Origin of the sequence: Micromonospora sp. WMMD1155, assembly GCF_029581275.1 — a bacterium.
In the GTDB taxonomy this organism is placed as follows: Bacteria; Actinomycetota; Actinomycetes; order Mycobacteriales; family Micromonosporaceae; genus Micromonospora.
Map to the genome: position 1 here is coordinate 5,964,573 of NZ_CP120742.1, position 23,090 is coordinate 5,987,662.

The 23,090-nt window shown below is 72.2% G+C and carries 20 protein-coding genes and 1 pseudogene; 16 read left to right on the forward strand and 5 right to left on the reverse strand.

What is annotated here, in order from left to right:
* Positions 1 to 172: 172 nt before the first annotated feature.
* Entirely contained in the window at positions 173 to 1,747 is a 1,575-nt protein-coding gene (locus O7617_RS27205; RefSeq protein WP_282259048.1) for a bifunctional NAD(P)/FAD-dependent oxidoreductase/class I SAM-dependent methyltransferase, read from the reverse strand.
* Positions 1,748 to 1,821: 74 nt separating this feature from the next.
* Here O7617_RS27205 and O7617_RS27210 point away from each other — a divergent pair, with 74 nt between their 5' ends.
* The 4 genes from O7617_RS27210 (at position 1,822) to O7617_RS27225 (ending at position 5,907) form a co-directional block, all read left to right on the forward strand.
* Positions 1,822 to 2,418, forward strand: a complete 597-nt coding sequence (locus O7617_RS27210) for an XRE family transcriptional regulator (RefSeq protein ID WP_282259049.1) — start codon at positions 1,822 to 1,824, stop codon at positions 2,416 to 2,418.
* A 104-nt stretch (positions 2,419 to 2,522) separates the two neighbouring features.
* Positions 2,523 to 3,362 carry an alpha/beta hydrolase gene (locus O7617_RS27215; protein WP_282259050.1) on the forward strand — a complete coding sequence of 280 codons (840 nt, stop codon included), beginning with the start codon at positions 2,523 to 2,525 and terminating at the stop codon, positions 3,360 to 3,362.
* 297 nt (positions 3,363 to 3,659) lie between these two features.
* Positions 3,660 to 4,856 (forward strand): helix-turn-helix transcriptional regulator, encoded by a 1,197-nt coding sequence (locus O7617_RS27220; RefSeq protein ID WP_282259051.1) that lies wholly within the window; start codon positions 3,660 to 3,662, stop codon positions 4,854 to 4,856.
* Between the two features lie 772 nt (positions 4,857 to 5,628).
* The gene (locus O7617_RS27225; protein WP_282259052.1) at positions 5,629 to 5,907 is read left to right on the forward strand and encodes a hypothetical protein; all 279 of its coding nucleotides are present in this window, start codon (positions 5,629 to 5,631) and stop codon (positions 5,905 to 5,907) included.
* A gap of 98 nt (positions 5,908 to 6,005) precedes the next feature.
* On the opposite strand, the gene O7617_RS27230 is transcribed toward O7617_RS27225, so the two are convergent.
* Both O7617_RS27230 and O7617_RS27235 read right to left on the reverse strand, forming a co-directional pair.
* Positions 6,006 to 8,993 carry a hypothetical protein gene (locus O7617_RS27230; protein WP_282264879.1) on the reverse strand — a complete coding sequence of 996 codons (2,988 nt, stop codon included), beginning with the start codon at positions 8,991 to 8,993 and terminating at the stop codon, positions 6,006 to 6,008.
* 726 nt (positions 8,994 to 9,719) lie between these two features.
* A pseudogene (locus O7617_RS27235) lies at positions 9,720 to 10,688 on the reverse strand (choice-of-anchor A family protein); the annotation flags it as partial.
* Between the two features lie 339 nt (positions 10,689 to 11,027).
* Here O7617_RS27235 and O7617_RS27240 point away from each other — a divergent pair.
* The 7 genes from O7617_RS27240 (at position 11,028) to O7617_RS27270 (ending at position 16,765) form a co-directional block, all read left to right on the forward strand.
* The gene (locus O7617_RS27240) at positions 11,028 to 12,011 is read left to right on the forward strand and encodes a dehydrogenase (protein WP_282264880.1); all 984 of its coding nucleotides are present in this window, start codon (positions 11,028 to 11,030) and stop codon (positions 12,009 to 12,011) included.
* A 2-nt stretch (positions 12,012 to 12,013) separates the two neighbouring features.
* On the forward strand, positions 12,014 to 12,412 hold the full coding sequence (locus O7617_RS27245) for a 6-carboxytetrahydropterin synthase (protein ID WP_282259053.1): 399 nt from the start codon (positions 12,014 to 12,016) through the stop codon (positions 12,410 to 12,412).
* Positions 12,409 to 13,491 carry a glycosyltransferase family 4 protein gene (locus O7617_RS27250; protein WP_282259054.1) on the forward strand — a complete coding sequence of 361 codons (1,083 nt, stop codon included), beginning with the start codon at positions 12,409 to 12,411 and terminating at the stop codon, positions 13,489 to 13,491. Before O7617_RS27245 ends, O7617_RS27250 begins: the two co-directional genes overlap by 4 nt.
* On the forward strand, positions 13,488 to 14,306 hold the full coding sequence (locus O7617_RS27255; RefSeq protein ID WP_282259055.1) for a class I SAM-dependent methyltransferase: 819 nt from the start codon (positions 13,488 to 13,490) through the stop codon (positions 14,304 to 14,306). Before O7617_RS27250 ends, O7617_RS27255 begins: the two co-directional genes overlap by 4 nt.
* Before the next feature lie 66 nt (positions 14,307 to 14,372).
* Positions 14,373 to 15,311 carry a lysylphosphatidylglycerol synthase transmembrane domain-containing protein gene (locus O7617_RS27260; protein WP_282259056.1) on the forward strand — a complete coding sequence of 313 codons (939 nt, stop codon included), beginning with the start codon at positions 14,373 to 14,375 and terminating at the stop codon, positions 15,309 to 15,311.
* A 57-nt stretch (positions 15,312 to 15,368) separates the two neighbouring features.
* On the forward strand, positions 15,369 to 16,052 hold the full coding sequence (gene ribA, locus O7617_RS27265) for a GTP cyclohydrolase II (protein WP_282259057.1): 684 nt from the start codon (positions 15,369 to 15,371) through the stop codon (positions 16,050 to 16,052).
* Entirely contained in the window at positions 16,049 to 16,765 is a 717-nt protein-coding gene (locus O7617_RS27270) for a dihydrofolate reductase family protein (protein ID WP_282259058.1), read from the forward strand. The genes ribA and O7617_RS27270 overlap by 4 nt, the downstream gene beginning before the upstream one ends.
* 596 nt (positions 16,766 to 17,361) lie before the next feature.
* Here O7617_RS27270 and O7617_RS27275 read toward each other — a convergent pair.
* Positions 17,362 to 17,556: a BBE domain-containing protein gene (locus O7617_RS27275; protein WP_282259059.1), complete on the reverse strand. Its 195-nt coding sequence runs from the start codon at positions 17,554 to 17,556 to the stop codon at positions 17,362 to 17,364.
* 252 nt (positions 17,557 to 17,808) lie between these two features.
* Between O7617_RS27275 and O7617_RS27280 the strand changes: the two genes are divergently transcribed.
* Entirely contained in the window at positions 17,809 to 18,273 is a 465-nt protein-coding gene (locus O7617_RS27280; protein ID WP_282259060.1) for a GNAT family N-acetyltransferase, read from the forward strand.
* Positions 18,274 to 18,327: 54 nt separating this feature from the next.
* On the forward strand, positions 18,328 to 18,900 hold the full coding sequence (locus O7617_RS27285; RefSeq protein WP_282259061.1) for a nucleosidase: 573 nt from the start codon (positions 18,328 to 18,330) through the stop codon (positions 18,898 to 18,900).
* Positions 18,901 to 18,903: 3 nt separating this feature from the next.
* Here the strand turns inward: O7617_RS27285 and O7617_RS27290 are convergent, their stop codons facing one another.
* Positions 18,904 to 20,082: a low temperature requirement protein A gene (locus O7617_RS27290; RefSeq protein WP_282259062.1), complete on the reverse strand. Its 1,179-nt coding sequence runs from the start codon at positions 20,080 to 20,082 to the stop codon at positions 18,904 to 18,906.
* Between the two features lie 171 nt (positions 20,083 to 20,253).
* Between O7617_RS27290 and O7617_RS27295 the strand changes: the two genes are divergently transcribed.
* The 3 genes from O7617_RS27295 to O7617_RS27305 all read left to right on the forward strand — a co-directional run bounded on the left by O7617_RS27295 (position 20,254) and on the right by O7617_RS27305 (position 22,894).
* Positions 20,254 to 21,108 (forward strand): S1 family peptidase, encoded by an 855-nt coding sequence (locus O7617_RS27295; protein ID WP_282259063.1) that lies wholly within the window; start codon positions 20,254 to 20,256, stop codon positions 21,106 to 21,108.
* A gap of 84 nt (positions 21,109 to 21,192) precedes the next feature.
* Entirely contained in the window at positions 21,193 to 22,218 is a 1,026-nt protein-coding gene (locus O7617_RS27300; RefSeq protein WP_282259064.1) for a sugar kinase, read from the forward strand.
* Between the two features lie 61 nt (positions 22,219 to 22,279).
* Positions 22,280 to 22,894 (forward strand): bifunctional 4-hydroxy-2-oxoglutarate aldolase/2-dehydro-3-deoxy-phosphogluconate aldolase, encoded by a 615-nt coding sequence (locus O7617_RS27305; protein ID WP_282259065.1) that lies wholly within the window; start codon positions 22,280 to 22,282, stop codon positions 22,892 to 22,894.
* Positions 22,895 to 23,090 lie beyond the last annotated feature (196 nt).

Sequence of the window (23,090 nt, forward strand, 5' to 3'; positions counted from 1 at the left end):
CGCAACGCTACCGCCGAGCCGAGCTGATGCGAAGTCCCGCCCCACCACCTCTCACGTTGTCGCCCCGCAGCCCGCTCTCTCCTGCGTCGATCATGGACTGGTGGTGCCGGAAAGCTGGGGATTCACCACCTTTGCCACCCGACACGGCTCCATGATCGACGCAGGTCGCCCGTTAGCGGCGGCGTGCGAGGAGGACCGCGTCGTGGAGGATGACCTCGTTGCCGTCCGGGTCGGTGGCCGGGCGGGGGCGTGCCTCGGCCGTCAGCACCTCCCAGTGCGACGGGTCCAGGTCGGCGGCCACGCCCTCCGCCGTGTACATCATGTCCGGCATGTGCATCCGCCGGACCGTCGTCCACAGATCCGACGGGTGGTGCCCGACGATCAGCAGAACACCGCCGGGAGCCACCGCCGCCGCCAACCGGGCGAACAGCTCCTGCCGCTGCACCGGCGGCAGGTGCATGAACTGCGCGGACACCAGGTCGTACGCCTCCTCGGCCGGCGGCTTGTCGCGCAGGTCGGCGTGCGTGAACTCGATCCGGTCGCCGACGCCCACGGTGTCGGCGTTGGCGGCGGCCCGGGTCAGCGCGGTGGCGGAGATGTCCACCGCAGTGACCTGCCAGCCGCGCTCCGCCAGCCACACCGCGTCGGCGCCCTCCCCGCTGCCCACGTCCAGCGCACGCCCCGGCGGCAGGTCCGCGACCTCGGCGACCAACTGTGGGTTCGGTCGACCACTCCACACCGCCGGTCGGGACTGGTAGCGCTCCTCCCACGCCGGCTCCTCGAACGCGGTGGCCACCAACTCCCGGTACGCGGCGACCGCGACACGGGTGTCCTCGGCGATCAGATCCGCGTTGATCGCGGCTCCGGCGTTGAGACCGGCCGCGGCGGACGTGATCACCTGAGCGCGCAGGTCGGCCACGTTGCCCGCCACCCAGACGCCCGGGACGCTCGTCGCGCCGGTGGCGTCGGCCGGGATCTGGGCACCGATCACGTGCTCACCCATCGTCACCTCCTCCGGGGCCAGACCCAGCCCCACCAGCAGCCCGGCGCGAGGGGTCAGCCGCGTCGCCACCACAACGGCGTCGAGCGCCACCACCCGGCCGTCGGCGAGCCGTACGCCGGTCAACGCGTCGTCGGTCACCTCCACCTCGGCGACCGGACCCGGCACCACCGCGATGCCCCGGGCGGCGAGCCGCTCGGCGACCTCCGCGTCCGGTGCGGGGGAGTCGTGCAGCAGGAGCAGCACGTCGGGGCTCCACTGTCGCCACATCTCCGCCTGGTGCACGGCCAGCGGCCCGGTCGCCAGGACGCCGATGCGCCGGTCCCGGACCTCCCAACCGTGGCAGTACGGGCAGTGCAGCACGTCGCGCCCCCACCGCTGCGCCAGGCCGGGCACGTCGGGCAGTTCGTCGGTCAGGCCGGTGGTCACCAGCAACCGCCGGGCCCGCACCGAATCCCCGCCGTCGAGGGTCAGCCGGAACCCGTCGTCGTCCCGGGTCGCGGCCTCCACCCGACCGGTGCGGAACTGCCCGCCGTACCCGGCCACCTCGGCCCGCCCGGTCGCGAGCAACTCGCCCGGCGGCGTCCCCTCCCGGCCCAGGTAGTTGTGAATCCGGTCGGCGGGCGCGTTGCGCGGCTCACCGGAGTCGACCACCAGCACCGACCGTCGGGCCCGGCTCAGCGCCAGGGCACCGCTGAGCCCCGCGGCGCCGCCGCCCACCACCACCACGTCGTATGTCTCGTCCACTGGCCTCTCCTCTTGCTTGTCGTCTGGGACCACCATCCGTCGCCACCAGCCGGGTGGCAACTATCCTTGCCGTTATGGCAAAAGACGACGCCGTCGCGCTGGCCGGGGTCGGCCCCCGGCTGCGCGCCCTGCGCACCAAACGCGGGATCACGCTGACCCAGCTCGGCGACCTCACCGGCATCTCGGTGAGCACCCTGTCCCGGCTGGAATCCGGCAGCCGCCGGCCCACCCTGGAGCTGCTGCTCCCGCTGGCCCGCGCGTACCAGGTGGCGCTCGACGAGCTGGTCGACGCACCGGACACCGGCGACCCTCGGGTACGCCCCAAACCGATCGTCAGGCACGGCATCACGTACCTGCCGCTGACCCGCCGACCCGGGGGTCTGCAGGCGTTCAAGCTGATCTTCCCGCCGGAGGCACCCAGCGGCGACCGGAGCCAGCAGACCCACGAGGGGTACGAGTGGCTCTACGTGCTCTCCGGCCGGCTGCGTCTCCTGCTCGGCGAGAACGATCTGATCCTGACGTCGGGCGAGGTGGCCGAGTTCGACACCCGGGTCCCGCACCGCGTCCTCAACCCCGGCCCCGGCACCGCGGAGGCCCTGATCCTCTTCGGGCCACAGGGGGAGCGGCTGCACGTCCGCGCCCGCCCGTCCGCGCCCGACGAGAATCTTTGATCAACTCAGGTTCACCGATGTCGGGGTATCCGGGCCACGTCGACACCCCGACTTCCACGATCTCGTGTCGATCAACCGCACCGGACTGGTGCGAGGATGGGCCGATGACCGATGCGGCATCCCGGCGTTGGCCCGACCGGATCGAGCACCGTGACATCGTCGTCAACGAGGTACCGGGCTTCCGCCCGCTGACGTTGGACCTTGTCGTGCCGGTGGCGGCACCCCGACCGGTCCCGGTCCTGGTGTGGATCCACGGCGGAGCATGGCTGTTCGGCTCGCCGAAGCGCCCGCCGGACTGGCTCATGGAGGCGGATCCGTTCACCGCCGCCATCCGGGCCGGGTTCGCCGTCGCCTCCGCTCAGTACCGACTGAGCGGCGAGGCGCCCTTTCCCGCCCAACTCGACGACGTCAAGGCGGCGGTGCGCTGGCTGCGCCGACACGGCGACACGGTGCGCGTGGACCGCGAGCGGATCGGGGTGTGGGGCGAGTCGGCCGGTGGGCACCTGGCCGCGATGGTCGCGCTGACCGGGGACGAACAGGACGACAGCGGCGTCCGGGCGGCAGTCTGCTGGTACGCGCCGTCGAACCTGCTGACCATGCAGTCGCAGGCGCACCCGTCCGGCACGATCGACCATGACGCGGCCGACTCGCCCGAGTCTCTTCTGATCGGCGCCCCGTTGGCCGACAACCCGGAGGTGGGCCGGGCGGCCAGTCCGATCACCTACGTGACCGACCAGGCCCCACCCATGCTGCTGGTCCACGGCGACCAGGACGTGGTCGTACCGGTGGGGCAGAGCGAGGAGCTAGCCGCGGCACTGACGGCGGCCGGCGCCGAGGTCGAGTTGTCGGTGGTGCAAGGGGCCGATCACTGCTTCGGCGGAGCGCCGCTGGAGCCGCTGGTCCGCGACACCCTGGCGTTCTTCATCCGGGTCCTGACCGCTTAAGGCGTGAGCTGGCATTTGCCGGTGGGGTGCGGTTTCCGTGCCTCCGGCGGGGCCGCAACGACTCCAAGACCGCCGGGAGTACGTCACGCGTCGGAGCGCCCAGATCTCACCAGCGAGGATCGACGTGCCTGCCCCGGGCCTGGGTTTGCCGAGGATCGGAGACGCTCGCCCGGCGGCTACGGTATTAGCCGTCGTGGTGGGGCGCGTCGGTGCGGTGTCGGGAGTACCGTCGACTGTAGTGGTCTGCCGTGTAGTGGCTGGGAGTCCGCTGCCCGGACCGCTACCTGGGAGACGATGATGAGCGATCCTGCGGCCTTTGGTGCGCGTCTGCGGACGTATCGCGAGCGTGCGGGGAAGACCCGGCCCGTTCTCGGCGGGCTGGTCGGGCGTAGCGCGGAGTGGGTCAAGGCGTTGGAGAACGGCCGTCTACTGCCGCCACGCCTGCCCATGCTGTTGCGGCTGGCCGAGGTGCTCGACATTCCGGATCTAGCGGATCTGACCGGTGATCAGTCGTTGCCGGTGGCTTCGGTGACCAGGGCGGGGCATTCTGAGATCGGCAAGGTCGCTGCGGTGATGCAGCGGGCCTCGGTGCCGGTTGGCGCGGTGACGCCGGTCGTCGTGTTGCGTCATCTGGTGGATCAGGCATGGGCCTTGTGGCATCGGTCGACGACCGAGCGTACGGCGGTGGCGGTGGTGCTTCCCGGGTTGCTGACGGATGCGCAGCGGAGTGCCCGGATGCTTGACGGCGGGGACCGTCGGCCAGCGTTGGTGGAGTTGGCGCGGGTGTACCACCTGGTGCAGTTGTACCTTGCGCACCAGCCGTTGCCGGAGTTGGTGTGGCTTGCTGCCGACCGGGCGCTGTCGGCGGCCCAGGACGCCGACGACCCGGCGGCGATGGCGGTGGCGGCCTGGTACTACGCGCACGTCTTTCGGGGCGCGAATCAGGCGGATGCCGCCGAGCAGGTACTGGTCGAGGCCGGGGGTCTGGTTGACCCGGCCGCGGGTGGTGAGCAGTTGGCGCGATGGGGTCAGGTGCAGCTCGGGATCGCCTTGGGCCACAGCAAGGCTGGCCGGGCCGGTCGGGCGTGGCGGGCGTGGGATGCCGCTGACTCGGCCGCGAGCCGGCTCGGTGACGGGTACGTCCATCCGTGGCTGATGTTCGGATCGGCGGCCTGTGCGGCGTACGCGGTTTCCATCGAGACGGACCTGTGCCGCACGGGTGAGGCGGTGCGGCGGGCCGACACCACCGACTATCGGGGGTTGCCCTCGCAGACCCGCCGGGCTGCCGCGCTGATCGATGCTGCCCGGGCGCACATGCTGGACCGTGGGGAGGTCGCGGCGGTGCACCTGCTCGGTCGGGCACTGCGGGAGAGCGTTGACACGGTGCGATATAACCCGTACGCCCGTACTGTTGCGCTGGAACTGTCGAACCGGCCAGGAACGGTCGGTGAGGACGCCCGAGAGTTGGCTCTCGCCATCGGCATGATCGGGTAACCCTCCCTGAGGTACAAAGTCTCCCTGCCGCAGCCGGTGACCACTCGTAGCGTCCCGGTCACTGGCGGCGGCGAGCGTGTGCCTGCTTGACACTCGAAAGAGCCGGACAGATGCTCGTCGCCGTCCCCTGTTGCTCGATCGAAGGGGGCGGGTCTGTGTCGATCTGGTCTGAGCTGTGCGCGTTGATACGGTGGCTGCTTCGGCGGCCTCAGCCGCCGCCACCGCCCGGGACCGGGCAGCGGTACCAGGATGTTGAGCAGTCGGCGGCGCAGCAGCGCCTACTCGACCACGCGAGGCGACTGCGGCGGTGCCAGGACGGCCATCATGAATCGGTGGACCAGCTCAGAGCACGCCGACCGGAGGGCCTCCGGTGACTCGACGCGTGGCCAGTTCGTCCGGCCGGTCAACGGTGAGCAACCGGCGCGTGTCGTATGACGAGTACATCTCGGCCACCGCGTTGACCTTGGCGCGGCGGCATCGGCCGGTGTGGTCCTCACAGCTCCAGCGGCGAACCTGTCGATGCGGGGTCGACCTGCCTTGCCGTGCCCGGCACCGGATACCGATCAATCGCGGGCACTGGCCGCAGGCAGGTGAGCAGTGAGCGGTGCATTCGAAGGGGCGATCCTCGCGGTGCACGGTCGGGGCTGGACGGAGGGTGTGTCGATTGCCGTGTGTGGTGGGCGCGGTTGGCTCCGTACCCGTGTTGGCAGGTGGAGTGGGCGACCAGACGGCAGGTTAGCGCGCTCGTCGTTCGGTTTGTAGGCGGTGTGCGATGACCAGCCACGGCCCGGTCATGCCGATCTGGAGCTGCGGCGGCTGCGACCTGCCGTGGCCGTGTCCGACGCGGCGGCGTGAACTGCGCGCGGAGTACGCAGACGCGCCGGTGTCGCTGGCTCTCTACCTCGGTGCCTACCTCATCCAAGCCTCCGAGGACATGGCCTGGGTACCCGTCGGCACCCTGCACCGCCGCTTCGTCGGCTGGACCAGGCAGCCGCCGGAAGTACAACAGCGAAGTGTCACGCGCAGGTCCCAGTCCAACTCGTTGCTCTGACGCTGAAGCGGATTGCCTGCTGTGTCGTGGTCGTCAGATGACGTGCCGCGAGGGCCGGACCGGTTCCCCTCCGGTCCGACCCTCGCGAACGCTCCGCGCTAGGCGCGGGTCCTGCGCTGCCGGACGATCAGCAGCAGAGTGGCGCCGAGGAGCACCGCCAGCACGCCCGCGCCCATCCATCCGCCGATCGGGAACGAATCACCGGTCACCGGGAGCTTGCCCTTCACCGGAATGGTGATCGTGGACTCGGGTGAGACCGGTGCCGGGCCCTCCGGCGGGGTGCCGGTCGCCGTCGCGGTGTTGCGTACCGAACCGTGGTGGTAGTCGGCCTTGCTGACCGTGTACGTCGCCGTGCAGGTGACGGCGGCACCGGCGGCGAGGGTGACGGAGCCGTTCGGTGTCCGTTCCGGACCACAGGTGATCGGGCCGAGGTCGGTCGCCGAGGCCGGCGCGGTCAGGGTGTCGGTGATCGTCACGCCGGTCAGCGTCACCTGCCCGGTGTTGGTGACCACGAACTGGAAGGGCACGTGCTGGCCCGGCCGGTGGATCCGGTCGGTGCTGCTCGACTTCACGACGGTGATGGCCGCACCGCGGGTGGCGGTGACCTCGGCGGTGGCGGGTGTGGAGCGTACCGGTGCGGGTGGCTCCTGTCCGGGAATGGTCGGCGGCGTACCGACGGCGACTGCCGTGTTGGTGATCCGACCGGCCTCGATGTCCGCCGCGGTGACCGCGTAGGTCGACGTGCAGGTGGTGCTCTCGCCGGCGGCCAGAGTGACAGTGCCGCAGGTGACCGCGCCGGGCGTGCCGGTGCCGGAGAACTCCGTCTCGTCGACGGTCACCGCGCTGAGCGGGGTGTTGCCGGTGTTGCGCACCACGAACTGGTACGTGACCACGTCACCGGCCGCCGACACCACGCTGGGCGTCACCGACTTGGTGATGGCGATCGCGGGGTGCGGGATCGGAATGTCGAACGGAGACGGTGGCGACACCGGCGGCGGTCCGAGCGGCGGTGTGCCGGTGGCCGTGGCGACGTTGCGCAACGCCGAGCCGGTGAAGTCCTCAGCCGTCACCGTGTACGTCGTCCGGCACTCGATGGAGGCACCCGGCGACAGGGTCACCTCCCCGTTCGGGATGTTCTGCGGACCGCAGGTGATCGGCCCGAGCACGCCGCGTTCGGACGGCGGCAGCACCGTGTCGTTGATTGTCACCCCGGTGAGCGTGAAGCCACCGCTGTTGACGACCAGGAACGTGTAGGGCACCTGCTGACCCGGTGCGGTGATCGCCACGGTGGTGGACGACTTGACCACCTCGATGGCCGCCACGACCCCCGACTCCGGGATCGTCAGCGTCGACGGCGGCGAGTCGACCGGCGTACCTCCGCCCGGCGGTGTGCCGTGTGCGGTCGCCACGTCGGTGACCCCGTCGTTGTCGAGGTCGGCCTGGGTGACGGTGTAGGTGGCGGTGCAGGTGGTGCTCGCCCCAGGGGCGAGGGTGGTGACCGGGCAGGTGATCGGGCCGAGGTCGGCGTTGGACGAGGGGGGCGTCTGCACGTCGGTCACGTTCACGTCGGTGAGCGTGTACCCGCCGGTGTTCACCACCAGGAAGCGGTACGGGACCTGTTGCCCGACCATGTCGATCGCCACGGTCGTGGAGGTCTTCACGACCTGGATGCCGGCGACGATCCCTGCGTCCGGGATGGTCAGCGTCGCCGGGGCCGAGTCGATGGGTGTCTCACTGCCCGGTGGTGTGCCGTGGGCGGTGGCGACGTCGGTGACCCCGTCGTTGTCGAGGTCGGCCTGGGTGACGGTGTAGGTGGCGGTGCAGGTGGTGTTCGCGCCGGGGGTGAGCGTCGCGTCGGCGCAGGTGATCGGGCCGAGGTTGGTGTTGGACGACGGTGGTGTCTGCACGTCGGTGACGTTCACCGAGGACAACGTCACGTTGCCGGTGTTCGCCACCAGGAACCGGTAGGGCACCTGTTGCCCGACGGTGCTGATCGAGACGGTGGTGGAGGACTTGACCAGTGAGATCGACGGCATCAGGTCGGCCGCCGGAATGACGAGCGTCGAGGGCGTCGAGTCGATCGGGTTGTCACCGCCAGCCGGTGTGCCGTGGGCGGTGGCGACGTCGGCGACCTGGTCGTTGTCGAGGTCGGCCTGGGTGACGGTGTAGGTGGCGGTGCAGGTGGTGTTCGCGCCAGGGGCGAGGGTGGTGACCGGGCAGGTGATCGGGCCGAGGTTGGCGTTCGATGACGGGGGTGTCTGCACGTCGGTGACGTTCACCCCGTTGAGCGTCACGCCACCGGTGTTGGCCACCAGGAACCGGTACGGCACCTGCTGCCCGACCGTGGTGATCGCCGTGGTGGTCGAGGACTTCACCAGCGAGATGCCGGGGGTGACGACGTCGGCCGGGATGGTCAGGGTCGCCGGTGGTGACTGCACGGGCGTGCCACCGCCGGGTGGCGTGCCCTGCGCGGTCGCGCTGTCCCGGACCGAGCCGAAGTCCAGGTCGGCCTGGGTGACGGTGTACGTGGCGGTGCAGGTGGTGGTCGCGCCCGGCGCGAGGGTGGTGACCGGGCAGGTGATCGGGCCGAGGTCGGCGTTGGACGACGGTGGTGTCTGCACGTCGGTGACGGTCACGCCGGTGAGGGTGAACCCGCCGGTGTTGACGACGTGGAACTCGTACGGGACCTGCTGCCCGACCGTGGTGATCGACGTGGTGGTGGACGTCTTCAGGATCGCGATGGAGGCGACCAGGCCGCTCTCCGGGATGGTCAGCGTCGCGGGCGTCGAGTCGACAGGTGTGCCGCCGGGTGGTGTGCCGTGTGCGGTGGCGACGTTGGTGACGCCGTCGTTGTCGAGGTCGGCCTGGGTGACGGTGTACGCGGCCGTGCAGAGCGTCTGCGCGCCGGGCGCGAGGATGGTCGCGGCGCAGGTGATCGGGCCGAGGTTGGCATTCGACGATGGCGGTGTCTGCACGTCGGTCACGTTCACGTTGGTCAGGGTGAACCCGCCGGTGTTCAACACGTGGAACTGGTACGGCACCTGTTGCCCGACCGTGGTGATCGAGGTGGTGGTCGAGGTCTTCATGATGGCGATCGCGGCGATCAGACCGGCCTCGGGGATCGTCAGCGTCGAGGGTGAGGAGGTGACCGGAGTGCCGCCGCCGGGTGGGGTGCCCTGGGCGGTGGCGACGTTGGTGACCCCGTTGTTGTCGAGGTCGGCCTGGGTGACGGTGTAGGTGGCGGTGCAGGTGGTGCTGGCGCCGGGAGCGAGGGTGGTGACCGGGCAGGTGATCGGGCCGAGGTTGGCGTTCGACGACGGCGGTGTCTGCACGTCGGTGACGGTCACGTTGGTCAGGGTCAGTCCGCCGGTGTTGGCAACCAGGAACCGGTAGGGAACCTGCTGCCCGACCGAGGTGATGGACGTGGTGGTGGAGGATTTCACCACCGTGACGGCGGCGGTGAGCTCTTCCGCCGGGATGGTCAGGGTATCCGGGTCGGAGACGACCGGCGGGCCGGTGGGTGGGGTGCCCCGGGCGGTGGCGACGTTGGTGACGCCGTCGTTGACGAGGTCGGCCTGGGTGACGGTGTAGGTGGCCGTGCACGCGGTGCTCGCGCCGGGCGCGAGGGTGGTGGCGGCGCAGGTGATCGGGCCGAGGTTGGCGTTGGACGACGGCGGCGTCTGCACGTCGGTGACGGAGATGTCGGTCAGGGGCACGCCGCCGGTGTTGACCACGTGGAACGAGTACGGCACCTGCTGGCCGACGCTGCTGATCAACGCGGTGGTCGACGACTTGACCACCGAGATGTCGGCGGGTGTGGCTCCTTCACAGGCGAGTGTGGTGCTGAACGGGAAGTAGTGGATCTCGCCGCCGCGGTGGTCCAGCGTACGGGTGATGACGCTGCCCTCGGTGTTGCTCGCCGAGAGGTCGGTGAGGCTGGCGTTGGGAGCGTAGATGGTGCCTTCGACGGTTGCGGCGTTCTCGGTGAGGGTGAGCGCGGTGGCGGTGGGGAAGTTGAACAGGACGTAGCGCGCCTGCGGCCCGCCGATCCCGGCGAAGTTCGGGGCGGTCCAGGCGAAGGTGTTGCCGACGCCGCTGGTGTCCACGTTGACCAGCAGCGGGGTGTCGGCGGTGGGCTGGTTGGCGAAGGTCAGGATCTGGATGTTGGCCAGGTCCGTGGCGCTCAGGTTGAGCACGTTCGTCACGCCCGGGGTCAGCGTGATCACGGCGTTGCTGCCCGGCGGGATCGGTCGGGGCAGCACGTCACCGTTCGGCGTCCGGAGCACCACCGTGTTGTCACAGGTGGCCAGGCTGGCGGTGGTGTCGCGGAAGGTGGCGAAGGCGGCGCCGAAGTTGATCGGTGAGGTCGGCCCGACGCTGGCGACCGGCTGCCGGGTGACCAGTTCGACCCGGGGCGAGGCGTCGTAGTCGTTCGCGGGCAGGATCCGGGTGTTGACCTGGGCGCCGTTGTTGTCGGTGTCGCGGACGAAGGTACCGGTCAGGTTGTTGACCTTGGCGTAGCCGTTGGAGAGCACCTGGAGGCGGCTGCCGCCGACGCTGCCGGCGAAGTTCACCCGTCCACCCACCACCAGGGCGCTCGGGTTGGCGTCGCCGGGCACCACGAACGATCCGGCGGTCGCCCCGGCCAGCTGGTAGTTGCCGAAGGTGAGGTCGCCGCCGACGGCGAGGGTGCCCTCGTTCTCGTCGTTGATCACCCGGGCGTCGCCCTCGGTCATCACGCCGAAGCTCAGGGCCGCGCCGACCGGGTCGACCGGCCCGACGGCCTCGTCGACCGCCGCCAGCACGGGGTTGAGCCGGGCGGGTCCCGGCACCAGCAGACCGTTGAGCGCCAGGACGCCACCGGCGGCGATCATCGCTGCCACCCGTGACCTGCGGCCACTCCACCAGGAAATTCTCATCACGCCCCCGTTGGTTCTGATGTGCCAGGGGAGCGTATAGGGGAATAAGCAGGGCTATGACCATTTTGTCCGGATTGGAGATCACCGGAGTCGGCTTCGAACCGTGCACACCGTAGCGCCGTGTTTATGATCGACGACCCCGACCGGGGCACGGAAGCCGGACCGTCGGGTCTGGCCGGAGCAGGAGACGAGGTGCGCGACGTGAGCAGCGAGGCGTACGCCTGCTGGGTGCGCGAGCCCGGTGCGGCCGAGATCCGTCCGGTGACGCTGCCCGCACCCGGGCCCGACGAGGTGCTGGTCCGAGCCCGCTACTCCGGCGTCAGCCGGGGCACCGAGACGCTCGTCTTCGCCGGCCGGGTGCCCCCCGACCAGTACGCCGCGATGCGCGCCCCCTTTCAGGACGGTGACTTCCCCGGCCCGGTGAAGTACGGCTACCTCAGCGTCGGCGTGGTCGAGCAGGGCCCCGCGGACCTGCTCGGGCGGACGGTGTTCTGCCTGCACCCGCACCAGAGCGCGTACGTCGTGCCGGCCACCGCCGTGGTGCCCGTACCGGACGGGGTGCCTCCGGCCCGGGCGGTGCTCGCCGGCACCGTGGAGACCGCCGTCAACGCGCTGTGGGACGCCGCGCCGCTGCTCGGCGACCGGGTCACCGTCGTGGGCGCGGGCATGGTGGGCTGCTGTGTCGCCGCGCTGCTCGCCCGGTTCCCCGGCGTGCAGGTCGAGTTGGTCGACACCGACGCCCGGAGGGCCGGGGTGGCCGGCGCGCTCGGCGTCGAGTTCGCCCAACCGGCCGACGCGACCGGCGACCGGGACCTCGTCGTGCACGCCAGCGCCACCGGCGACGGACTGCAACTGTCGCTGGACCTGCTCGCGTCGGAGGGCACCGTCGTCGAGCTGAGCTGGTACGGCGACCGCCCGGTGCAGGTGTCGCTGGGTGGAGCGTTCCACTCCGGGCGGCTGACCGTGCGCAGCAGTCAGGTCGGCATGGTCGCGCCCGCCCGCCGGGGGCGGCGCAGCTACACCGACCGGCTGGCGCTCGCCCTGGACCTGCTCGACGACCCGGCCTTCGACGCCCTGATCACCGGCGCGTCCCGGTTCACGGAGCTGCCCGACGTGCTTGCCCGACTGAGCAGCGGCGACCTGCCCGCGCTCTGCCACCTCATCACCTACGACGACGGGGAGTGACAGTGTTCAGCGTGACCGTTCGGGATCACATCATGATCGCCCACAGTTTCCGGGGCGAGGTGTTCGGTCCGGCGCAACGTCTGCACGGGGCGACGTTCGTCGTGGACGCGACGTTCCGCCGGCCCGACCTGGACGCCGACGGGATCGTGGTCGACATCGGCCTGGCCACCGAGCAGTTGCGGGCGGTGCTGGCCGACCTGACCTACCGCAACCTGGACGACGAGCCGGCCTTCGCCGGGGTGAACACCACCACCGAGGTGCTGGCCCGCACGATCGCGGACCGGCTGGCCGAGCGGGTGCACGCGGGCGACCTGGGCGCCGGGGCGCGGGACCTGACCGGCATCGCGGTCACCCTGCACGAGTCGCACATCGCCTGGGCCGGCTACGAGCGGTCGCTGTGATCGATGCCGGGCGGGCGGCGCCCGCCGACGGGTCGGCCACGACCGGCCGCCCGGTGCACGTCGTCCTGCCCGGCGACATCGACGACCCGGCCACCCCGAGCGGTGGCAACACGTACGACCGGCGGATCTGTTCCGGGCTCGGCGAGCACGGCTGGTCGGTGCGTGAGCACCCGGTGCCCGGTGCGTGGCCGGACCCCGACCCGGTCGACCGGGCGAGGCTGGCCGAGGTCCTCGCCGCCCTGCCCGACGACGCCGTGGTGCTGCTCGACGGCCTGATCGCCTCGACCGTGCCCGACCTCCTCGCCCCGCACGCCCGGCGGCTGCGTCTGGTCGTCCTCGTCCACCTGCCGTTCGACGACGAGGCCGAGGCCCGCGCGCTGGCGACCGCGCGGGCCGTCGTGACCACCAGCGAGTGGACCCGCCGCCACCTGGTGGCCCGCCACCGGACCCTCGCCGACCGGGTCCGGGCCGCGCCGCCCGGGGTGCGACCGGCGCCGCCGGCACCCGGCTCGGCCGCCGGCGGACGGCTGCTCTGCGTCGCGGCGGTCACCCACCACAAGGGGTACGACGTACTCGTCGACGCGTTGTCCACGGTGGTCGGGCTGCCCTGGACGATGGTGTGCGCGGGCACCCTGGACCGGGAGCCGGATCTCGTGCGACGGCTGCGCGAGCGGCTCACCGGCGCGGGTCTCACCGAGCGGGTGCGATTCGCGGGTCCGCTGACCGGTGCGGCGCTGGACGCCGCGTACGCCGAGGCCGACCTGCTGGTGCTGCCGTCCCGGGGCGAGACGTTCGGCATGGTCGTCACCGAGGCGCTGGCCCGTGGCCTGCCGGTGCTGACCACCGAGGTCGGTGGGCTCCCGGAGGCCCTCGGGTACGCGCCCGACGGGGACCGGCCGGGCCTGCTGGTCGCGCCGCACGACCCGGCCGCGCTGGCCGGGGCGCTGGTCCGTTGGCTGACCGACGACGCGTTGCGGGCCCGGTTGCGGCATGCCGCCCTGGCCCGCCGCGACACCCTGACCGACTGGCCGGTGACGACCGCGCTGCTGGCCGCCGCGCTGAAGGAGGTGGCGGGATGACCGTCGAGGAGACCCTGTCGTTCGCCGACTGGCTGCGGCTGCGCGAGCCGGCCGACGCGGCGGCGCGTGCCGAGGACCTGCTGGACGCCGTCCGCCCCCGGCTGGCCGGCGCGACCCCGACCGTCATCCACGACCTGGGAAGCGGCACCGGCTCGATGAGCCGGTGGGTGGCCGCGCGCCTACCCGGCCCGCAGCACTGGGTGCTGCACGACCGGGACGGGGATCTGCTGGCCCGGGTCGCCGAGGGCATGACCGGGGTGGTGGCGGCCGACGGCGCCCCGGTGACCGTCAGCACCCGCTGCGGTGACCTCACCCGGCTCGACGCCGCCGACCTGGCCGATGCCTCCCTGGTCACCGCGTCGGCGCTGCTGGACATGCTCACCGCCGAGGAGGTCGACCGGGTGGTGGCCGCCTGTGTCGGCCGCCCCACCATCTTCGCCGTCTCGGTGACCGGGCGGGTCCGGCTCACCCCGGCCGACCCGCTGGACGAGGTGGTCGAGGCCGCGTTCAACGAGCACCAGCGGCGCACCGTCGACGGTCGCCGACTGCTCGGGCCGGACGCGGTCGCCGCCACCGCCGCCGCGTTCGCCCGGCACGGTGTCGACGTACGGGAGCGGCCCAGCCCGTGGCGGCTCGGCCCGGAGCAGGCCGACCTCGCCGCCGAGTGGCTGCGGGGTTGGCTGGGCGCGGCGTGCGAGCAGCGCCCCGACCTGGCCGGTCCCGCCCGGGCGTACGCCCGTCGTCGGCTGGACGAGGCGGCGGCCGGACAGCTCACCGTGCTGGTCGAGCACAGTGACCTCCTCGCCGGTGGATGAACCGTTCACGCCCGGGGTACGTGGACTAGGGCAAGTGGACGATCTTCAAGGGGAGGGCCGACGCCGATGTTCTGGGCCTGGGCACGAGTGGTCGGTGGGGTGGGTCTGCTCGCCGTCCTGTTGTGGCAGGTGGGCAGCGGCCCGTTCCTCGCCGGGGTGCGGCTGATCGACGCGCCCGCGTTGGGCGCGGCGCTGGCCATCGGGGTGCTCACCACGGTCTGCGCGGCCTGGCGGTGGAGCCTGGTCGCCGGCGGCCTCGGCGTACGGCTGCCGCTGGCGACCGCGGTGGCGCACTGCTACCGGGCGGTGTTCCTCAACGCCACCCTGCCGGGCGGGATGCTCGGCGACGTGCACCGGGCGGTCCGCCACGGCCGTGACGCCGGTGACGTGAGCCGGGGCATCCGCGCGGTGGTCTGGGAACGTACCGCCGGGCAGGTGGTCCTGGTCGGCGTCGCGCTGGTGGTGCTCGCGGCCTTCCCGTCGCCGGTGCGCCCGTACCTGCCGCTCGCCGCCGCGTTGCTTCTCGGAGGCGGGCTGGTCGCCGTGCTGGTGGCCCGGGCCGTGCCGAACGCCGGCCCCTCCCGCTGGGCGCGGGCGCTGCGCACCGCCGTCGCGGACGTACGCTCCGGCCTGCTGGCCCGGCGCACCTGGCTCGGCGTGCTGATCGCCTCCGCGGTGATGGTCGCCGGTCACCTGGCCACCTTCCTGGTGGCGGCACGGACCGCCGGGTCGGACGCCCCACTGTCGCGGTTGCTGCCGTTGACGCTGCTGGCCCTGCTCGCCATGGGCCTGCCGCTGAACGTCGCCGGCTTCGGGCCACGCGAGGGGGTGGCGGCGTGGGTGTTCGGCGCGGCCGGGCTCAGCGCGGCCGAGGGTGTCGCGACCGCCACTGTCTACGGAGCACTCGTGTTGGTCGCCAGCCTGCCCGGAGCCGCCGTGCTGCTCGCCTGGAAGACCCGGACCCCGGCCCCCGCCCGGGAAGCCGCCTCCGTCGGCGGGTGTTGAGTGGGTGGTGAGACGTACGCGTCGCCGTGTGTCGGTGACGCCGGACAGAGGAGTCCCATGCCCGAAGCATTGCCGGTCGCCACGATCCGTACGCAGGTCACGGTGCCGTTGACGTTCCCCGACGGCTACGCCACGACCGTCCGGGTGTTCACGTTCAAGGGCCTGGTGGACGGTCGGGAGCACCTGGCCTTCGGCCTGGGCGACTGGGCGGGCGCACTGGACCGGCTCGCCGCCGGGGGAGACCCCCCGCTGGTCCGCCCGCACAGTGAGTGCCTGACCGGCGACGTGTTCGGCAGCCAACGCTGCGACTGTGGGCCGCAGTTGCACGAGGCGGTGCAGCGCATCGCGGAGACCGGCGGTTTCCTGCTCTACCTGCGGCAGGAGGGTCGGGGCATCGGCCTGTACGCCAAACTCGACGCGTACGCGTTGCAGGACGCCGGTCTCGACACCTACCAGGCCAACGTCGCGCTGGGGCGCGGTGAGGACGAGCGGGACTACACGGCCGCCGCGCAGATGCTGGCCACGCTGGGCGTGCCGCGGATCCGACTGCTCAGCAGCAATCCCGACAAGGCCGAGCAGTTGACGCGATTGGGCGTGGACGTCGCCGAACGGGTGCCCACCAGCGTGTTCCTCTCCCCGGCCAATGCCGGCTACCTGGCCGCGAAGGCGGCCAAGGCGGCGGAGACCGAGGCGGCGGAAGCGCGGACGACTCGCACCGCCGACCGGCCCGTCTCCCGATGAACGGCCGGTCGGAGTCCACGCGGCCGTACGTGCTGCTCAGTTGCGCCGCGTCGATCGACGGGTACATCGACGACGCCTCCGACCAACGGCTGTTGCTCTCCAACGAGGACGACCTGGACCGGGTCGACGCGGTCCGGGCCAGCTGCGACGCGATCCTGGTCGGCGCCGGCACGGTCCGCCGCGACGACCCTCGGCTGCTGGTGCGCTCGACGGACCGGCGCGCCGAACGGGTGGCGGACGGCCGACCCGCGTCGCCCGCCAAGGTCACGGTGACCGCCCAGGGTGACCTGGACCCGACCGCCCGCTTCTTCACCGCCGGTGAGTCGGCCCGACTCGTCTACTGCGCCACGGGCGCGTTGGAGAAGGCCCGGGAGCGCCTCGGCCGCCTGGCCACCGTGATCGACGCGGGAGACCCGGTCGACCCCGGGTGGATGCTGACCGACCTGGCCGCACGGGGCGTACGGCGGCTGATGGTGGAGGGCGGCGGGACGGTGCACGCCCAGTTCCTCGCCGCCGGTCTCGCCGACGAACTGCACCTGGTGGTCGCCCCGTTCTTCGTCGGCGACGGGCGGGCGCCCCGGTTCGTCGGCGACGGTCGTTTCCCCTGGCACCCCGGCCGTCGTGCCCGGCTCGCCGAAGCCCGTCAGATCGGCGACGTGGTCCTGCTCCGCTACGCCCTCTCCGACCGCTGCCCCGCCGACGACGCCACCTGATCGTTCGCGCCTGGCTCGGCGCGATTATCGTGTCGACAGGCATGCCGGTCTCCCGGATGTCCGTACCGTCCCTTGCCCTCCTGCGCTGGCAGTTCGACCTGTTGGTCCCTGCGGCGTGGCGCTGACGGCAGCTGGACCCCGGACTGGGCCGACACCGAGCCCGACCCGATTCCGGTGCCGACGATCGGCTGGCTGACCTGGCACATGGGCTGGTGGTGGACGGTCACCATCGATCATCTTCGGGGCCGACCGCCACGGGACCGTCGTGTGGCTGCGGGGGACGCGTACCGAGTGTTGGGTGTTCTCGACAGTCTCACCGAGGCAGACCTCGACAGCGTCGCCACGTTCCCATGGCAGAACGCAGCCCATCTGATCACCAGATGCCCCGGGGGCTCTGATGGGCGCGGGTGGCTTTTCGTCGCGTGGTGGTGTTCGGGTCGTTCGCTCCCGGGGCGGGTGTGGTCATGACCGATATACCTCAGAGGTACATTTATGACTCTGAGGTATATCGCTGCTCGGTAGGTCGACCTAGCCGGCGGCCGAACGCACGCTGGATACGGATTGCCGCAGCGGCCGTCACGGCGGTGCCGCGCCGTTCATCGGCCGGGTGGTCGTACCGACAGGTCGTGGTGGAAGAAGTCGCGGGGGTCCCAGCGGGCCTTGACCTGTTGCAACTGTGGGTAGTTGGCGCCGTGGTAGAGGTCCGGCCAGGGGCGGGCGGCGGTGCGACGTGCGACTGGCGCTCGGTCAGCGGCGCGCGATGGTAGGCGGGCTTGGCCTTCAGCCGCCATCCCTTGCCGTCGTCGGCCGCGTCGCCGAGTGTGGCCGCCCGCCTGCGGGCGGGAGAGGACCAGCTCGGCGTAGAGGGACCTCCCCGGGAGTCGGGTGCGCTGTGGCGGGCGCACCAGCGGCCGAAGTTGCCGACGAGCCGCCGGAGACCCGCCCGCCCACCGACCGGCCCGGCCGTCCTCGCCATGGTCGACCGCGTCGTGGCGGCGGTCTGCGCGCGCTGCTCGACGGCCCGCTGACGAATCCCGCTCGATATGGTGGCGGGCGTGCCCGAACTGGTGAGGATCACTGAACACAACGTGGAAGCCGCGTGCCGGCTGAACGTGCGACCCGACCAGGAGAGGTACGTGTCGCCGGTCGCCTGGTCGCTCGCCGAGGCGTACGCGCAGCCGGAGATCGCCTGGCCACGTCTGATCGTCGAGGGTGACGAGATCGTCGGCTTCCTGATGGGCTTCTTCGACATCGAATGGGACCGACCGGACGACAAACGCTCGGGCCTCTGGCGGCTCAACATCGCCGCCGGGCAGCAGGGCCGGGGCTACGGCCGCTACGCGGTGGACGCCGTCCGTGCGGAGGCCCGCCGACGAGGGCACGACCGGGTCTACACGACCTGGGAGTCGGGGGAGGACGGCCCGGAGGGGTTCTACCTCAAGCTCGGGTTCCGCCCGACCGGGGAGACCAGCGGAGGTCAGGTCGTTGCCGCCCGGTCCGTCCACTGAGCGGCGGTCACCGCTGACGTCGGCGGCCGAGGAGCCGGCCCGTACGATGCTCCGGTGAATCTTCGGGGTACGGTCCGCGCCGATCGTCCGTTGGTGGTGCTCGCTGTCGGTGAGGAGGCCCGCTACCTGCCGCCCGACCTGCCGGTCCTGCTCACCGGCATGGGCAAGGTGAACGCCGCCAGTGCCGTGGCCGCGGTGCTGGCCGCCGGGCCGCGCCCCTCCCTGCTGCTCAACCTGGGTACGGCCGGGGCGTTGCGGCCCGGGTGGGCCGGCATCCACGAGGTGGCCACCGTGCTCCAGCACGACCTGGACACCGAGCTGCTGCGGTCGCTCACCGGCGAGACCTACGGGGCGCCGCTGTCGCTGGCCACCGAGGGTGCGGTGCTGGCCACCGGTGACACGTTCGTGGCCGACGACGCGGCGCGGGACCGGTTGGCGCAGCGCGCCGACCTGGTCGACATGGAGGGGTACGCGGTGGCGTGGGCCGCCGCGCAGGCCGGTGTGCCGTGCCGACTGGTCAAGCAGGTCAGCGACGAGGCGGGGGAGGGCGCGGCCCGGACCTGGCGGGAGTCGGTGGACGCGTGCGCCCGCGACCTCGCCGAGTGGGCCGGTCGACACCTCGGCTGAGGCTCAATCCCCGGGCCGCCGCACCCGTACGCCCGGGGTGGTCTCCCGGACCGCCCCGGGGATCAGCACGTGCCCCGCCAGCCCCAGCGCGACGGCCACGACGACCAGCACCGGCGGCCAGCCACCGGCCCAGGGCAGCAGCAGCAGCGGCACGATCAGACAGGCCACCCGCCACCAGGGCACGCTCGTGGACACCAGCAGGGTGAACAACGCGCGGCCGACCACGAACAGCGCCGGGCCGCCCACGAGCAGCACGAGCCACCGGACCGGCGTCGTCCCGGTCGGCCGGGAGACGACCAGGTCGAACGAGGCCGCCGTGGCGACCACACCGGCCAACATCACCAGATGGGTGTACGGGGCCACCCGTGCCGGTCGCCCGCCCCGGGCCCCGGCCTCCAGCAACTCGCCGGCCCGGAAGACGTACACCTGCCAGAGCAGCAGCATGACGGCGAACGCGCAGAACAGCGAGACGACCCGGACGCCGTCGAGATCGGTACGGCTGACCCGCATGGTGGGCACCAGGATGATGTCGCCGAGGGCCAGGATGACGAACTGCTGGTACCGCTCGCCCAGGTGCCCGGTCGTGTGTTCGTACTGGTCGATGGGCACCCGACCCAGCCAAGGCGTCGGATAGCGGGCCGCCGCGGACAGCAGGTCGATCAGGATGGCGATGGTCCAGAGCGTCCAGTTCACGTAGCCGTCCGCCGCGCCGGTGATCCAGAAGACGCCGGACGTGACGAACCAGAACAGGAACCGGCTGGCCCGGATGGTGGCCGCCCGGTGGCGCTGCCGGTACAGCGACGTGATCAGGATGATGCCGCGGAGCACGTGCGTGCCGACGTACGAGACCGCGAAGATCAACGCGTGCCCCTCGGTGACCATGGGCAGTGACGCCGCCATCCCCACCGACCCGACCATGGCGATCATCAGGATGACCTGGATCGGTCGTTGCTGCGGATCGTAGAACTCGGTGGTGGTGGAGGTGACCGACCAGGTCCACCAGATGGCCGTCAGCATCAGCAGCACCTTCGCGCCGCCGGACCAGGACAGGTTCTCGGTGAGCAGCGTCGAGGTCAGTGCGAGGGCGGCCACGAAGACCACGTCGAAGAGCAACTCCAGCAGCGTGGCCCGGGTCGACCCGTCCGGCCGGCGTACCAGCGCCGCGGTTCCTGCGGTGGTCATGCCCGGCCTCCCGCCGCCGCCTCCGAGGATTATCGGCGGCGGCGACGCGGGCCGTCCCCGGATCGGCGATTCCCGCGGGTCGGGGAAGACGGCAACCGGAGGTTGCCACGGCGTCGGACGCCGGACGATGCTTGACCGCATCCATCAATCCCGATCTATTCGGAGGTTCGGATGCGCCGCTCCCCGCTCGCCGCCCTCGTCCTGAGCGTTCTCCTGCTCGTCGCGCCCGGCGCGGCGCAGGCCGCCGTGCCCGACCGGGCCACCCCCGCCGACCCGGCGGCCGTGCTGGCCCAGGTGCGCACCGTGGGCACCTCCTGGGGGTTCGACCCGGCCAGCGGCCGGATGACCGTCACCGTCGACGACACAGTGGCCCCCGCCGAGCTGACGGCGCTCCGGGCCGCGGCCGACCGGGCCGGCGCGGTGCTGCGCCGCGAGCCGGGAACGCTGCGCCCCCTGATCGCGGCCGGGCAGGGCATCTACGGCGGCGGGGCGCGCTGCTCGCTCGGCGCGAACGTGCGCAGCGGCAGCACCTACTACGTGGTGACCGCCGGGCACTGCACCGCTGCCGCCGCCACCTGGTACGCCGACAGCGCCCAGACCACGGTGCTCGGCGCGCGCACCGCCACCAGCTACCCGACCAACGACTACGGCCTGATCCGCTACACCGGTCGGATCGCCCACCCGAGCGCCGTCTACACCTATCCCGGGCTGCTGACCGTCTACGGTTCCGGCAACGCGTACATCGGGCAGGCGGTGTGTCGCAGCGGTGTCACCACCGGGGTGCGCTGCGGCACCGTCACCGGGCTCAACCAGACGGTCAACTACTCCACCGGCGTGATCTACGGCCTCATCCGCACCAACATCTGCGCCGAACCGGGGGACAGCGGCGGACCGCTCTACGTGGCGTCCACCGGCACCATCCTCGGCATCCTCTCCGGCGGCACCGGCAACTGCACCGCCGGCGGCACCACCTACTACCAGCCGATCGCCGAGGTGCTGGCCGCGTACGGGCTGACGTTGCCCTGACCGGTGACGCGACGGGTTGCCCGTCTCGGGCGCGACACCTAGGCTCGGCGACGCCCAGGACCCCGCCGCGAGGACGTGTGCCCGATGCCGACCGACCCCCGACAGGTTCGCTCGACCACCCCGGCCGGCCGTACGCCGGTCGAGGTCGCCGCGGTGGGGGAGACGATGGTGGTGCTCTGCCCCGCGCCCGGTGAGCCGTTGGAGCACGCCGAACGGGTCGCCGTCTCGGTGGGCGGCGCGGAGTCCAACGTGGCCGGTTACCTGGCCCGGCTGGGGCACCGGGTGGCCTGGGTGAGCCGCGTCGGCGACGACCCCTTCGGCCGGGCGGTGGTCCGGCACGTCGCCGCCGCCGGCGTCCGGGTGGACCAGGTGGTCGTGGACCCCGCCGCCCCCACCGGCATGTACCTGAAGGACCCGGGCCCGGAGGGGACCGCGGTGCACTACTACCGGGCCGGGTCGGCGGCCTCCCGGATGGACCCGGGCACGCTGGCCGATCCGGGGCTGGCCGGTGCCCGGGTGCTGCACCTGTCCGGGATCACCCCGGCGCTCTCCGCCTCCTGCCTGGCGCTCGTCGAGCACGCGGTGACCGCCCGCCCGCTGACGGGCGCACTGGTCAGCTTCGACGTGAACCACCGGGCCCGGCTGTGGTCCGCCGAGCAGGCCGCACCGGTGCTGCGTGACCTCGCCGACCAGTGCGACCTGGTCTTCGTCGGTCAGGACGAGGCGCAGACGCTGTGGGGCACCGCGGACCCGACGGCCGTACGCCGGTTGTTGCCCACCCCGGAGACGGTGGTGGTCAAGGACGGCGCGGTGGGCGCCACCGCGTTGCGCCGCGACGCCGAGCCGGTCTTCGTACCCGCGCCCCGGGTGACCGTGGTCGAGCCGGTCGGTGCGGGAGACGCGTTCGCCGCCGGCTACCTGGCCGGGTTGCTGCGCGACCTCGACCCCGTGCGGCGGTTGCGCCTCGGCCACCTGATGGCGGCGCAGGCGTTGACCAGCAGCGGCGACAACGCCCCGGTCCCGCCGTGGGCCTGGTTCGAGGATCTGCTCGCCGCCCCCGTCGAGGCGTGGTCGCCGCTCGACCTGACCGGCGCGCCGACGCCGGTCTGAGTCGTCGGGTTCCGGCCGGACCACCAGGCAACCGTTTCACCGCGATCGGATGGAGTGCATCATGACCACACCGGATTTCGACCACATCTTCGGCGGCGCCCGGGTGATGGCCATCCTGCGCGGCCTGCCGGTCGCCGAGACCGTCCGGCTCGCCGAGCGCGCCTGGGACCTCGGCATCGACGTGGTGGAGGTCCCGGTCGCCACCGCCGACGCGGTACCGGCGCTGCGCGCCGCCGTCGAGGCGGGCGTCGAGCGGGGCCGCATCGTCGGCGCGGGCACCGTGCTCGACGTCGAGCAGGTCGCCGCCTCGGCCGACGCGGGAGCCGCGTTCACCGTCGCGCCCGGGCTGGACCTGACGATCGCCGACGCCGCCGCCGCGCGGGGCCTGCCGCACCTGCCCGGTGTGGCCACCCCCACCGAGGCCCAGCAGGCGTTGCGGCACGGCCTCACCTGGCTCAAGGCGTTCCCCGCGATCACCCTGGGCCCGGCCTGGTTCAAGGCCCTCGCCGGCCCGCTGCCCCAGTTGCGCTTCGTCGCGACCGGCGGCCTCGACGCGGGCAACGCCGCCCCGTTCCTGCAGGCGGGCGTACGGGTGGTGGCGGTCGGCTCGGCCCTGTCCGACCCGAGCCAGCTCGACCGCCTCGCCGAGCTGGCCCTGAAACCCCCCACCCCCTAACCCACACCCCCACCCCTCCGCGCGGTCAGCCGCCCAGTGTCGATCATGGACTTGTGGTGGGTGAATTCCACCTGACGTCGGGCACCACCATTCCATGATCGACGGGGTTGGGGGTGGGGTGGCACGTTTGTGCCATGGCTCAAACGCGCCGCGGTCGGGTGGGGGACGAGAGGTGGGCGTGGCGTCGATGCTGTGC

Bases quoted from the DNA above. Each gene is read 5' to 3' on its own strand.
- O7617_RS27280 (WP_282259060.1), top strand. From the start codon at position 17,809: ATGGTGGCGGGCGTGCCCGAACTGGTGAGGATCACTGAACACAACGTG.
- O7617_RS27230 (WP_282264879.1), bottom strand. From the start codon at position 8,993: ATGAAGACCTCGACCACCACCTCGATCACCACGGTCGGGCAACAGGTG.
- O7617_RS27300 (WP_282259064.1), top strand. From the start codon at position 21,193: ATGCCGACCGACCCCCGACAGGTTCGCTCGACCACCCCGGCCGGCCGT.
- O7617_RS27275 (WP_282259059.1), bottom strand. From the start codon at position 17,556: ATGGCGGCTGAAGGCCAAGCCCGCCTACCATCGCGCGCCGCTGACCGA.
- O7617_RS27270 (WP_282259058.1), top strand. From the start codon at position 16,049: ATGAACGGCCGGTCGGAGTCCACGCGGCCGTACGTGCTGCTCAGTTGC.
- O7617_RS27215 (WP_282259050.1), top strand. From the start codon at position 2,523: ATGACCGATGCGGCATCCCGGCGTTGGCCCGACCGGATCGAGCACCGT.
- O7617_RS27305 (WP_282259065.1), top strand. From the start codon at position 22,280: ATGACCACACCGGATTTCGACCACATCTTCGGCGGCGCCCGGGTGATG.
- O7617_RS27295 (WP_282259063.1), top strand. From the start codon at position 20,254: ATGCGCCGCTCCCCGCTCGCCGCCCTCGTCCTGAGCGTTCTCCTGCTC.
- O7617_RS27210 (WP_282259049.1), top strand. From the start codon at position 1,822: ATGGCAAAAGACGACGCCGTCGCGCTGGCCGGGGTCGGCCCCCGGCTG.
- O7617_RS27225 (WP_282259052.1), top strand. From the start codon at position 5,629: ATGACCAGCCACGGCCCGGTCATGCCGATCTGGAGCTGCGGCGGCTGC.
- O7617_RS27290 (WP_282259062.1), bottom strand. From the start codon at position 20,082: ATGACCACCGCAGGAACCGCGGCGCTGGTACGCCGGCCGGACGGGTCG.
- O7617_RS27255 (WP_282259055.1), top strand. From the start codon at position 13,488: ATGACCGTCGAGGAGACCCTGTCGTTCGCCGACTGGCTGCGGCTGCGC.
- ribA (WP_282259057.1), top strand. From the start codon at position 15,369: ATGCCCGAAGCATTGCCGGTCGCCACGATCCGTACGCAGGTCACGGTG.
- O7617_RS27260 (WP_282259056.1), top strand. From the start codon at position 14,373: ATGTTCTGGGCCTGGGCACGAGTGGTCGGTGGGGTGGGTCTGCTCGCC.
- O7617_RS27220 (WP_282259051.1), top strand. From the start codon at position 3,660: ATGAGCGATCCTGCGGCCTTTGGTGCGCGTCTGCGGACGTATCGCGAG.